General features: G+C 64.5%; 12 protein-coding genes. 4 read left to right on the forward strand and 8 right to left on the reverse strand.

Features of this window, described 5'->3' with window-relative positions:
• Positions 1 to 2: 2 nt before the first annotated feature.
• Both IB277_RS01695 and IB277_RS01700 read right to left on the reverse strand, forming a co-directional pair.
• The gene (locus tag IB277_RS01695; protein WP_060516323.1) at positions 3 to 932 is read right to left on the reverse strand and encodes a histone deacetylase family protein; all 930 of its coding nucleotides are present in this window, start codon (positions 930 to 932) and stop codon (positions 3 to 5) included.
• 62 nt (positions 933 to 994) lie between these two features.
• Positions 995 to 1,966, reverse strand: coding sequence for a zinc-dependent alcohol dehydrogenase family protein (locus IB277_RS01700; protein WP_090294788.1), 972 nt, complete (start codon positions 1,964 to 1,966; stop codon positions 995 to 997).
• Between the two features lie 16 nt (positions 1,967 to 1,982).
• On the opposite strand from IB277_RS01700, the gene IB277_RS01705 reads away from it, so the two are divergent.
• Positions 1,983 to 2,384, forward strand: a complete 402-nt coding sequence (locus tag IB277_RS01705) for a thioesterase family protein (RefSeq protein WP_034801160.1) — start codon at positions 1,983 to 1,985, stop codon at positions 2,382 to 2,384.
• Positions 2,385 to 2,572: 188 nt separating this feature from the next.
• Here the strand turns inward: IB277_RS01705 and IB277_RS01710 are convergent, their stop codons facing one another.
• Genes IB277_RS01710 through IB277_RS01730 form a run of 5 tightly spaced genes read right to left on the reverse strand, consistent with a single transcriptional unit; the run spans position 2,573 to position 7,112 of the window.
• Positions 2,573 to 3,754 (reverse strand): thiolase family protein, encoded by a 1,182-nt coding sequence (locus tag IB277_RS01710; RefSeq protein WP_090294786.1) that lies wholly within the window; start codon positions 3,752 to 3,754, stop codon positions 2,573 to 2,575.
• Positions 3,732 to 5,228 (reverse strand): class I adenylate-forming enzyme family protein, encoded by a 1,497-nt coding sequence (locus IB277_RS01715; RefSeq protein ID WP_110818492.1) that lies wholly within the window; start codon positions 5,226 to 5,228, stop codon positions 3,732 to 3,734. Before IB277_RS01715 ends, IB277_RS01710 begins: the two co-directional genes overlap by 23 nt.
• Before the next feature lie 4 nt (positions 5,229 to 5,232).
• Positions 5,233 to 5,796 (reverse strand): biotin transporter BioY, encoded by a 564-nt coding sequence (locus tag IB277_RS01720; protein ID WP_060584143.1) that lies wholly within the window; start codon positions 5,794 to 5,796, stop codon positions 5,233 to 5,235.
• Between the two features lie 36 nt (positions 5,797 to 5,832).
• A complete protein-coding gene (locus IB277_RS01725) occupies positions 5,833 to 6,438 on the reverse strand; it encodes an energy-coupling factor transporter transmembrane protein EcfT (RefSeq protein WP_110818491.1) in 606 nt (201 codons plus the stop codon).
• Positions 6,432 to 7,112, reverse strand: coding sequence for an energy-coupling factor ABC transporter ATP-binding protein (locus IB277_RS01730; RefSeq protein ID WP_192370703.1), 681 nt, complete (start codon positions 7,110 to 7,112; stop codon positions 6,432 to 6,434). Before IB277_RS01730 ends, IB277_RS01725 begins: the two co-directional genes overlap by 7 nt.
• Before the next feature lie 132 nt (positions 7,113 to 7,244).
• Between IB277_RS01730 and IB277_RS01735 the strand changes: the two genes are divergently transcribed.
• From IB277_RS01735 to IB277_RS01745, 3 genes are all read left to right on the forward strand, one after another.
• The gene (locus IB277_RS01735) at positions 7,245 to 8,441 is read left to right on the forward strand and encodes a winged helix-turn-helix domain-containing protein (RefSeq protein ID WP_034801172.1); all 1,197 of its coding nucleotides are present in this window, start codon (positions 7,245 to 7,247) and stop codon (positions 8,439 to 8,441) included.
• A 136-nt stretch (positions 8,442 to 8,577) separates the two neighbouring features.
• Positions 8,578 to 9,993, forward strand: coding sequence for a metalloprotease TldD (tldD, locus tag IB277_RS01740; protein ID WP_034801178.1), 1,416 nt, complete (start codon positions 8,578 to 8,580; stop codon positions 9,991 to 9,993).
• A gap of 6 nt (positions 9,994 to 9,999) precedes the next feature.
• A complete protein-coding gene (locus tag IB277_RS01745; RefSeq protein ID WP_090294779.1) occupies positions 10,000 to 10,656 on the forward strand; it encodes a hypothetical protein in 657 nt (218 codons plus the stop codon).
• Between the two features lie 25 nt (positions 10,657 to 10,681).
• On the opposite strand, the gene IB277_RS01750 is transcribed toward IB277_RS01745, so the two are convergent.
• Entirely contained in the window at positions 10,682 to 11,959 is a 1,278-nt protein-coding gene (locus tag IB277_RS01750) for a D-alanyl-D-alanine carboxypeptidase family protein (protein ID WP_090294778.1), read from the reverse strand.
• Positions 11,960 to 12,157 lie beyond the last annotated feature (198 nt).

Consider the following 12,157-nt stretch of genomic DNA (forward strand, 5'->3'; position numbering starts at 1 on the left):
GCTTACCCTCTCATCAGTCTCAAGATGTGCAGGCCGGCCGATTCGGCCAAGCCCTGAAGGTCATAGCCGCCTTCGAGCAGGCTGACCATGCGGTTGCCGGCGCTGCGATCGGCGATCTCGTGCAGACGCCCGGTCGCCCAGTCGAAATCCTCGGCGACGAGATTGATCTGCGCCAGCGGATCGCGGTGATGCGCGTCGAAGCCGGCGGAGATCAGGATGAAGTCCGGCCGGAAATTGGTGAGTGCTGAAAGCACGCGGCTGCGGAACGCCTCGCGGAAATGTTCACTGCCCATGTTCGGCGACAGCGGCGCGTTGACGACATTGCCCTTGATACCCGTCTCGTCCTTGGCGCCGGTGCCGGGATAGAGCGGCATCTGGTGCGTCGAGCAGAAGAGCACCGAGGGGTCGTCCCAGAAGATGTCCTGCGTGCCGTTGCCGTGGTGCACGTCCCAGTCGACGATCGCGACCCGCTCTGCGCCGTGGACCTTCTGGGCATAGCGGGCGGCGATCGCCACCGTGTTGAAAAGACAGAACCCCATCGCCTTGTTCTTTTCGGCGTGGTGTCCTGGTGGCCGCGCCGCGACGAAGGCGTTGTCGGTCTCGCCGGTAAAGACGGCGTCCACCGCTGCGGTCGCTCCGCCGATCCCGGTTAGCGCCGCGTCGAGGCTCAAGGGGCTGGCATAGGTGTCGGCCTCGAAATGGTTGAGGCCTTCCTCCGGAATGGCGCGCCTGACGGCAGCGAGATGCTCTTCCGGATGTGCGAGCAGGACGAGATCCTCACTCGCCTTCTTCGCCTCGATCCGCTTGAGATCGGAGAAGTTCGGATGTTCGAGCGCAAGGTTCAGCGCCTTCAGCCGGTCCGGCCGCTCAGGATGCCCTTCCGGAACCTCGTGTTCCAGAAAGACCGGATTTTCATAGAGGAACGTGGTCATGCCCGGAACCTAGTGCGCCCACCCTGCAAGGTCCATGGCGAGCCGGTCGAAAAGCGCAATTTTCAACAGCGCGGATCGATGAGCAGCTTGCCGTCGCGGCTCGGATCCGCCTGATGCGCGAGCGCCGCGTCGAGCTTGCTCAGCGGATAGATTTCGGCGATGCGGCTGGAAAAGAGACCCGATCGCAAACCTTCGAAACTCTTGGCAAAGGCCGCTTCGATCACGGGTCGCCCGGCCGAATGCACCCAGGTCCGCAGCCACAGGAAGGAGAAGCGGATGTCCGGCCGCGCCTGGATCGCCGCCTGCGGCACCGGAACGCCGCTGAGCGCCCCATACTGGATGAAGGCGCCGCCCGGTTCGAGCGTGCGCAGAATAAGATCGCCGGCAAACGGACCGCCAACGGCGTCGATGATTGCGTCGAGGCGAAGCTGCGGCACGCGGCCCTCGTCGCCAAACACGATGTGGCCGGGGACCTCGGTTGCCAGCCGCTCGGCGCTGCGCGCGCTGCGGACGATCCCGGTGGCATCCGCGCCTTCGCCGGCCAGCAGCTTCATCAGCATGCCGCCGATCGCCGACCCTGCCGCGGTGACGCCGATACGGCGGCCACCGAGCGGGCCGAAATGTTGGCGCAGCGCCTCGACCAGTTGCAGCGCCGTCAGCGGATTGACGTAGCAGGTGGCCGCATCGGTCTCGCCGATGTCGTCGGGCAGGGCGAAACACCATTCGGCCGGCCGGATCAGATATTCCTGCCAGAGACCGCTGGCACCGATGGGCACCACGCGATCACCGGGTTTCAGCGACGTCACGCCAGGGCCGACGCGCGTCACCGTGCCGAAGCCTTCGAAGCCCGGCACGAAGGGCAGCGTGGTGCGGGCGCTATAGGCGCCAGTCACCGGGATGAGATCGGACGGGTTGATGGCGGCAAGCGACAGCGCCACCTCGACTTCGCCCGCCGCAGGCGCCACGCGCCCGGCATCGACCATCGCAATCACTTGCCGGGGATCACCGAACTGGCTAACGAGGGTGGAGCGCATCGTCAGGGAGCCTCGCATGGACGGCAGGGAGCTGGAGAACGTCACGGAAATCCGTATTCCGTTTCGCGATATAGACATGCACGGCCACATGCACAATGCCGCCTATTATGCCCACGCCGAGGCCGCGCTTTCCAGCCTCTGGCGTCACCGTCCGCATGTGGTGAACGAGCCGAGCTATCTCGTGCGCCGCTCGGCCTGCGTCTATCACCGTGGTCTGCGCTACGACGAACCGGCCCGTCTTACCGTCAACGTGGCGAAGGTCGGCGGCAGCTCGATCAGTTTTGTCGTCAAGGTCGAAGCACGCGGCCAACTTGCTGCCGAAGTCGAGGTCGTCTGGGTCGCGGTCGATCCGCAGCGGCACACGCCGCTGCCGCTGCCGACGGCGACGCGCGAATGGCTGGCGGCCTACTCGGTCTAGCCAAAGCAATTCCAGGAAAAGCGCGAAGCCGTCACAATAGACGACGCTCCAGCTTTCATGGTGTTTTTGGCCCGTCCAGGCAAAAGGCGCCACCCCCTCTGCCCGGCAGGGCAGAGGGGGTGTCTATCTTGTTACCAGACCAGTGTCGCGTACTATCCGAAGCGGTTTTCCGTCCGGAATTGCGCCGCCTAAACCGCGCGAAACAGGGTGACAATGCCCATGCCGCCGCCGACGCCCATCATCGCCAGTCCTTCCGTGCCTTTCGGCGATGCCAGCATCTGCGAGAAAAGCCGGACGGTGAGGATCGCCCCCGAGGCGCCATAGGGATGGCCGAGTGCGATGGCGCCGCCGTCGAGATTGACCCTTTCCGCGGCGATATCGAGTTGGTCGAGGCTGCCGAGCACCTGCGAGGCGAAGGCCTCGTTGAATTCGATGAAATCGACCTTTGCCGGATCGAGCGCGGATTGCCGTGCCTTCAGCTTCTGCATTGCCGGGACCGGGCCAAGCCCGAGCAGATTGGGATCGACGCCCGCGGTCGCCGCATCGACGAATTCGAGTGCGAAGGAGACGCCAAGTCGTTGGGCCTCGGCAAAGGTCGTCACCAGCACCACCGCCGCGCCGTCGTTGATCGGGCAGGCATTGCCGGCCGTTACCGTCCCGCCCTCGACGAAGACCGGCTTTAGCCGTTGCAGCGTCTCCAGCGAAGCATTGGCACGAGGGCACTCATCGCGCGACACAGAGCCTGCCGCCGTTTCGACCGGCACGATTTCGCGGGCGAAGCGGCCGGCAACGGCAGCCTCGACCGCGCGACGGTGGCTTTGAAGCGCAAAGGCGTCCTGACGCTCACGGGAGATCTTGCAGGCGGTCGCGACGTTTTCGGCGGCGACGCCCATATCCGGATCACCGGTCTCGTCTGGTGCCATGCGGGCGCGCTTGACCGGCGCGAGTTCGCCGCCGCGCTCCAGCGGCGGTCTCAGGCGGATATGCGCACGGCTGGCGCTCTCGGTGCCGCCGGCCAGATAGAAACGGCCGGCGCCCGCCTGGATCATCCGTGCGGCAAGGGTGATCGCCTCCAGCCCGGAACCGCATTGGCGGTCGACGGTGACACCCGGCGTCGAGACCGGCAGGCCGGCTTCGAGGGCGGCGAGCCGGGCGAGATTGCCGGCGCTGTTGGCGGCGTTGCCGAGAAGAACGTCGTCGATCTCGCTCGCCTTTACACCGGTATCGCGGAGAATACGGGCGATCAGCGGTGCCGCCAGCTGCGACGGTTCGATATCGCGAAGCGTGCCGTTGACGCGGCCGATCGGTGTGCGCAGAGCAGCGATAATGACAGGTATGCGTGCCGGGTCAGTCGATGAGTTCGAGAGCATCGTTTCCATCCGCGATCCATTGTCTGAGCGTGCCCGCCGCCACCTTGCCCGACTGCGTCATCGGCATATTCAGGCAGAGCCAGATGCGGCGCGGATGCTTATAGCGCGGCAGGTGGGCGGCGAGATGACGCTCAAGCGCTTCTCGATCAAACATACCGCCTTCCGGCTCGATGACGGCGACGAGTTCGCTGCCGAGATCCGGGTGGTCGAGCCCGAGGACGAGAGCGGCGTGCACGCCGGGATCTGCGGTCAGCGCGGCTTCCACTTCCTGCGGGTAGATGTTGTTGCCGCCCGAAAGCACCATGCCGCCGGACCGGCCGAGGAGGTGCAGGGTGCCGCACTCATCGAGGAAGCCGAGATCGCCGACCGTCGCCAGCGACCCGAGACGACGGAAGCCGGCACCATCGGTGGTGCCGACATACCCGTCGGATATGAGGGCGCTGTCGACGAAGATCGTGCCCGTCTCACCGGTTGGCATTTCGCCCCCCCTGTCGTCGCGAATGCTGAGCGCAACACCCGGGAAGGCACGGCCGACGGCGGTGGCCGAAGCGGTGTCGCCGTTGGTAGCAACACTGATGAAGCCCAGTTCCGAGGCGCCGTAATATTCGATGATATCGGCTTGAGGAAACGCGAGTGCCGCGCTGTCGCGATCGTTTTCGGTCAGCTTGGCGCCGGCGACGGTGATCTGGGCGACGGATGTTTGCGACCGGCCGGCGGCTGCAGCGCAGAGCCGCCGCAGCATCGTCGGCACCAGCGCCAGTCGCTTGACCTCTTTCGCCTCGACGATGGACATCGCCCGGGAGGCCTCGAAATGCGCGGCCCCGATGAATTCGGCGCCGGCGACAAGGGTTTCGGCAAGCGCATAAAGTGTCAGCCCGTGCGCGAGCGGACCGGGCGCAAAGGTGCGGGTGGCGCGGTCGATGCCGAAGAAGGCTTCGCCCGTGGCCAAGCTCCTGCGCCACGAACCGCGATCGCGGATGATCGCTTTCGGCGTTCCTGTTGTGCCAGAGGTGAAGACGATCAGGAATGGTTCCGTGTCGTCGCCGATTGCGAGCGGCTTTCGCTCGTTGCCGTCGGTCTCGCGAAAGGTTCGCGTTTTGCCGCTTGCGGGCGCATGGAGCGAGAGGTTGGCGCCATCGGCCCTGACAATGAGATCGGGCGACAAGCGATCGTGCATCGTCTGGCGCGTCGCCTCCGGCAGATGCGGATCGATCAGCGCGACGCAGTTGCCGCTGCTGGTGGCGGCAAGGCAGGCAGCGGCGAAGAGCGGATGATTGCCCGTCTCCAGTGCGATCAGGCGAGAGCGGTCGCCGAGCACGCTGCGGCGTTCGGCAACCAAATCTCCGAAACGTTCGGCAAGTGCGCCGGCGATGCGTGCGAGGTCACCAAAAGTGAAAACCCGGCCCTCGATTTGGAAGGCCGGGGCATGCGGATGGTCTTGCGCGTGGCGATGGATCGCGGCGGCAAACGGCATCGGCTCAGGCGCGGGCCGGCAACAGCGGATAGCCGGCGTAGACCGCGCGTGCGGCAAGCGTCGCGATCGCAGCCTTCAGCAGGTCGCCCGGAATGAAGGCGAGCGAGCCGGCTGCAACGGTCATGAGCGGGGTGCCGGTGACGGCGGAAACCCAGGGCATGCCGATCGCATAGAGCACGACGATGCCGCCGAGGACGGAGGCGAGGAAGAAGCCGATGAACTGGCGCGTTTCGGCCTGGCCTTCGCGCACGGTGCGCTCGGCGATCAGGCCGGTGACGAAGGTGGCAACGACCCAGCCGATGATGAAGCCGCCCGACGGGCCGGCAAAGACCGCAAGGCCGCCGCGGCCGCCCGAAAGCACCGGCAGGCCGATGGCGACCAGCAGCAGGAACAGCAGGAAGGCGAGCGCGCCGCGCCTGGCGCCGAGAATGCAGCCGGCGAGCATGACGCCCATGGATTGCGCAGTGATCGGGACCGGAATGAAGCCGAGCGTGATCGGCGGAATGAAGCCGAGCACGACGACGATCGCGGCGAAGAGGGCGATGAGCACGAGATCTCTGGTATTCATGTAGTTCCGCTTCCCTGTTTTTTAGAATTCGCGAATTTATTGACGGCGAAATCCGCGCGCGTCAATCGCGGCAGCAATCGTGTCGGCATCTTTCAGCGTCAGGATGATCAGCGGCCCTATGATCGTCAACGGCCGGACGGGCAGTCCGCGGGCGCGATGGGCTTCGCGGATTGCCTGATAGCGCGCAAAGATATCCGGGACGAAGCGCAGTACGAGCCCGAGCGCCAGGCTGACATCGGCCGCCTTCAGCCAGCCCAGCCGTTCCAGCGGGCTCAAGAGGATGGTGATCTCGTCCATGAAGGCGCTGATCGTCGTCGTCGCCGTGACGGCGGCTGCAAACAGAACCAGCGCCATCAGCCGCAAGGTTAACGTGGCGACCTCGGCAACGGACAGGTAAAAGAGATTGACGGCCGCCAGAAAGAAGATCGTCAGGAAGACGAAGCCGACGCGCTTCAGCGCCTCCTTGGGCGTGAGGCCGGCGGAGAGATAAAGTGCGGCGGCCACGATGAAGGCGATCGCCTGAACCGCGAGCGAAGCGCTCAAAAAAAGTCCGACGCTCGACGCCACGAGTGCCATCAGCTTCACCCTGACCGGAAGCCGATGGAGCAAGCTGTTACCCTCGATGTGCAGGCTCGTCAGCATCCGGCGATCTCGTGATAGCGGCGGATCGCGTCTTGCGGGTTGCCGTCGAAAGCAAGGCAGCCCTCGTGGAAGAGCAATAGCCGTTCGACATTCTCGACGAGCCCGAGATCATGGGTGATCACCACCGTATCCTCCGGCAGGTCGTCGATCGCCGCGGCGACACGGCGGCGGTTCTTGAGGTCAAGCTGGTTCGTCGGCTCGTCGAGGATCAGGATCTTCGGATCGGTAACGACGACGCTCGCCATGGCGACGAGCTGCGTTTCTCCGCCCGAAAGCTCATGCACGCGCCGCCTTGCCAGGTGTTCGATACCGAAGCGCGAAAGTGCTGCCTGCATGCGGCGGTCGACTTCTTCGCGCGAAAGCCCGCGGCTTTTCAGCCCGAAGGCGATGTCCTCGGCGACGATCGGCATGATCAGCTGGTTGTGCGGGTTCTGGAAGATGAAGCCGGCCTCGGAAAGCACGGCGCGGTCGTCTTTGATCGTATCGAGCCCGTTGACCGTAACGCCGCCGGAGGAAGGCTTCACCAGACCGTTGATCAGCCGGGCGAAGGTTGTCTTGCCGGAACCGTTGAGGCCGATGATGCCGATGCGTTTTTCGTTGAGCGTGAGCGTCAAGGGGTGCAAAGCCACCCGCTCGCCGAAGCGGACCGCGCAATCGGTAAAGCGGATGTCCATTCCGTTCCTCGCTGTCTCCGGCCCGCGCCGTTTTCGGGTTGCTCTATAGGCCAAGTGCGACAACAAGGGCAATGCAGTCCGCGGACCGATGCGGCATTTGAATTATGGGAATAAAAGCCTATTGTTATCGTCATGACGATTCGCCTTTCCAACAGCGACGCCCGTCGCATCTTCCTCGCCAAGCAGGGCCTTTCAGGCGCGCCCAACCGCGCGCTCGGCAAGGAAGGCCTCTTGAAGCTCATCCACGACATCGGCTTCGTGCAGGTAGACAGCATCGCCACGGTGGAGCGCGCCCATCACCAGATCCTGTTTTCCCGCAACCAGACCTATCGTCGAGAGCATCTGACGGCGCTGCTGGAGGACGATCGCGACCTCTTCGAGCATTGGACCCACGATGCCTCGATCATTCCAAGCAGCTTCTTCCGCTATTGGAAGCACCGCTTCAAATGGGAAGGTGAGACGATCGTCGAGCGGTGGAAGGCGTGGCGTGGCGAAGGCTTTGAAAAAGGCTGCGACGACACTTATCAGCGTATTGCCGAAGGCGGCCCGGTGCTCGCCCGAGACTTGAAGGAAGCCGAACACCAGTCTGGCGGCTGGTGGAACTGGCATCCGTCGAAGACGGCGCTGGAAGTGCTGTGGCGCACGGGCAAGCTGGCGATCGCGCGGCGCGAGAATTTCCAGAAGGTCTACGATCTCACGGAAAGAGTGATCCCGCCGCACCACAACGAGGATGACGTCAGCCATCCGGAGTTCATCGACTGGGCTTGCCGCAGTGCGCTGGAGCGTCTCGGCTTTGCCACCCATGGCGAGATTGCCGCCTTCTGGGATCTGGTGTCGCCCGAGGAGGCCAAGACCTGGGTGGCGGAACATCGCGACGAACTCGTGGAAGTGCAGATCGAAGCGATCGATGGTGGACGCCCGCGTGTCGCCTACGCCTTCGCTGGATTCCCGGACGCACTTGGCGATATCCCTGAGCCGCCGGGCCGGGTGCGGGTGCTGAGCCCCTTCGATCCGCTGCTGCGCGACCGCAATCGTACCGAGCGCCTGTTCGGGTTCTATTATCGCATCGAGATCTTCGTGCCCGAGGCCAAGCGCGAATATGGCTATTACGTCTTCCCGCTGATCGAGGGCGACCGGTTGATCGGCCGCATCGACATGAAGGCGGACCGCAAGCGCGGCAGCCTCGATGTCCGCAAGCTCTGGCTCGAAAAGGGCGTCCGCGCCTCGGCAGGGCGCCTGGAACGCATCGATGCCGAGCTCGATCGGGTTGCCCGCTTCGCCGGCGTCGAGCGGGTGGAACGGCTCGACGGCTGGAATACGTCGCTGTAGCGACTTGAGCTGCTGCATGCTTGTGTCGATCAGTGCGGATCGCGGAAACATGCGGCCTGTGATATTTTCCTTGGCTTGAACCCGCCGCCTTCCTAAATGGAGGCGATAGAAATTCCTGACGCGGGAGCGTGCCACTATGAACACCGATCTGATGAGCCTCTTCGATGCCGACGAGGCAACGGTCCGCAAGGTTCTCTCGGAAACGCTCGCCGGTGCCGACGACGGCGAACTGTTCCTCGAACATGCGCAGGCCGAGGTGCTTTCCTTCGACAACGGCCGGCTCAAGGGCGGCAGCTTCAATACCGACCAGGGTTTTGGCTTGCGCGCCGTTGCCGGCGAAGCGGTCGGCTACGCGCATTCCGGCGAACTTTCGCTTTCGGCGCTCCGCCGTGCTTCCGATGCGGTGGCGCAGGTGACGCGCGGTTATGCCGGTTCCTATGCCGCAGCCCCTCAGCGCACCAACAAGAAACTCTACGGCGACGAAAACCCGATCGGCGAACCGAGCTTCGAGGCGAAGGTCGCGCTGCTCCAGGAAATCGACGCCTATCTGCGCGCCAAGGATCCGAAGGTCCGTCAGGTGACGGCGACCATCGCCGCTAGCTGGCAGGTCGTCGACATCCTTCGCGCCGATGGCCACCGCGTCCATGACGTCCGGCCGATGACCCGCATCAACATCTCCGTCGTCACCGGCGAAGGCGATCGCCAGGAAAGCGGCTCCTTCGGCACCGGCGGGCGTCGCGGCTTCGGCGATTTCGTCACCGCGGAAAACTGGAAGCAGGGCGCCGACGAGGCGCTGCGCCAGGCACTCGTCAATCTCGAAGCGATCGATGCGCCCGCCGGCACCATGGACGTGGTGCTTGCCTCCGGCTGGCCGGGCGTCATGCTACACGAAGCCGTCGGCCATGGCCTGGAAGGGGACTTCAACCGCAAGAAGACCTCGGCTTTTGCCGGCCTGCTGGGCCAGCAGGTGGCCGCCAAGGGCGTGACGGTCGTCGACGACGGCACCATCGAGGCCCGCCGCGGCTCGATTTCGATCGACGACGAGGGCACGCCGTCCGGCTACAACGTGCTGATCGAGGACGGCAAGCTCGTCGGCTACATGCAGGACCGGCAGAACGCCCGGCTGATGGGAATGCAGCCGACCGGCAACGGCCGTCGCCAGGGCTATGCCCATGTGCCGATGCCGCGCATGACCAATACCTACATGCTCTCCGGCGACAAAACGCCGGAGGAAATCATCGCCTCGGTCAAGAAGGGCATCTATGCCGTCTCCTTCGGCGGCGGCCAGGTGGACATCACCTCCGGCAAGTTCGTCTTCGGCTGCACCGAGGCCTACCTGATCGAAAACGGCAAGATCGGCGCACCGGTGAAGGGTGCGATGTTGATCGGCAACGGTCCGGACGCGATGAAGCGTGTCACCATGGTCGGCAACGACACCAAGCTCGACACCGGCATCGGCAATTGCGGCAAGGCCGGCCAATGGGTACCGGTCGGCGTCGGCCAGCCGCATCTGCGCATGGATCAGATCACCGTCGGCGGCACGCAGGCGTAAGGTCCGATGGCGGTCTTCAAGCTGTCCTTTCTGTCGCCGAAGACCGCCACACCGACGCACGAACTGCGGTTTGATCGCGATGCCACCGAGATCGCGCGGGCGTTGGACCTGCAAAACGGCGTCTTCCCGGATCATGCCTGCTACCGTCTGGATCAAGACGACCTGACGCTGCTGGCGTCGGCCGTCGGGCTTGCCTTGCCAGAAACAGGCGAGGAAGCTGAGCTTCGGCGGCCGCATGCGCTCGATACCGTGCCCTATCTGGTGCACACCGGCTATGAGCTTCCGCTGATGCTGGAAGGGCGCAAGCCCTTCGCCTTCTTCAGCGACGATGCCGCGTCGCCCTGGCTTGCCGAAACCAAAGAGTTGTTCGCGCCACACGTTGCCGACGGAACTTTGCTTGCGGACATGTTCGAGTTCTCGCGGATGTGCCCGACAACGACCGGTGGCGAGAAGGAGCAGAGGGTTCTCTACCTCACCTATGCGTTGCCGGGGGAAGAGTGGCGTTTCGAGCGCTTCAGGCAACGCTGCCACCAGCTCTTTTGCAATTGGCGCCCATGGACGGCAGAAGACGAGCGCGAGGAGGGGCTGCTGCTTGGCTATAGCCAGGAGCAGTGCGACTGCTGGCTCGCCAACCGCTTCCGTAGAGCCGTCGTGCAAGAGTGACGAAGGCTCTGAGACCGGCGGCCAATCAGCCGCGCGACGGCAGCATCATGCAGTCATAGGAGCGCTCTTTGAGGGCATCGCAGGCTGCTGCTGCCGCGTCGCGGCTCGAAAAGCCGACGAAGCGGGCGCGGTAGATCGCTTTGGCACCCTTACCGACGGCTTCCGTGTAGGGCGTGGCGCCCGCGAGCGGCGCACCGGCTTCCGAGCGCGCCTGCGCCAGCAGCATGCGCGCAGCCTCTGCGGATGGCGCCGCCGAAATCTGGATCTGCCAGCCGCCTGACGCAGCCGGAACTGCAGCCGTCGTTTCGATCTCGGCAAGCTCCGTCGGCCGTTCCGCGGGGATGGCGGCCGTCGATGTCGCTGTAATCAGGGCAGCAACCGAATCCCGCTTGGCCCGCTGCGGTGCGGTGTAGGGCATCGGAACCTCGGATGTCGCGACCGCGGCTACTTCGACGGGGGCTTCAATCGTCTTGCCGCCGCGCTTGGATGCCACCAGCTGCCGTCCGCCCTTGGCTGCCTTGCCGACATGGCGATCGAGAAGGGCCGCCATCTTGGCGTCGCGGCTGCGCGCCGTCTTGCCGCCGAGAACGACGCCGACCACCCGGCGATTGCCGTCCTTGACGGCGCTGACGAGGTTGAAGCCGGAGGCATTGGTGTAGCCGGTCTTGATGCCGTCCATGCCGTCGTAGCGGTACATCAGGTTGTTGTGCCCCCGCACCTTGCGGCCGCGGAAATTGAAGCTTTCGGTCGCAAACAGCCGGTACTCCCTGGGGAAGTCGCGCATCAGCGCCACGGCGAGCGTCGACATTTCACGCGCCGTCGTCACCTGCTTGCTGGCAGGCAGGCCGGAGGCATTGATGAAGATGGTCTTGCTCATGCCGAGCTGACGCGCCTTGGCGGTCATCATGCGGGCGAAATTCGCCTCGGAGCCGCCGAGCTTCTCGGCCATCGCTGCCGCGGCATCGTTGCCCGAGCGCACGATCATGCCGAGGACCGCCTCGCGCACCGTGATCGTCATGCCGGATTTGAGGCCGAGCCGCATCGGCGGCTTGGCGGCCGCCGCCTTCGAAACCTTGATCTTGCTGTCCCAGGAAAGCTTGCCGCTCTTCAGCGCCTCGAAGGCCATGTAGACCGTCATCATCTTGGTCAGGGAGGCCGGATGGTTGAGGACGTCGGGGTTTTCCGATGAAAGGACCTTGCCGGTGCGCGCATCGAGCACCAGCGAGGCGCTTCCGGCGACGGCTGTCGCCGTCCCGAGCGCCAGTGCGAAGGTCGCCAGCAGGAGGCAGCGCAAAGTTTTCATATCGATCCCCGTCGAGTGGCGCCCTCGGCAAGGCGCAAAGCTGTTTCGTTTTGTGACAAGATCCGTGTCTTTGCTGCAACTTTAGGGCGGAATGTGGCGAGCCGACCTTGTTTTCGAGGTTGTGGTAAATGGCCGATGAACGCTCTCCCCGTTCAACAAGGTTTAACGCCCTCGCCGTTAACTTTCCAGGCTGTTAGT

Origin of the sequence: Ensifer sp. ENS07, from assembly GCF_014852185.1 — a bacterium.
Taxonomy (GTDB): Bacteria; Pseudomonadota; Alphaproteobacteria; order Rhizobiales; family Rhizobiaceae; genus Ensifer; species Ensifer adhaerens.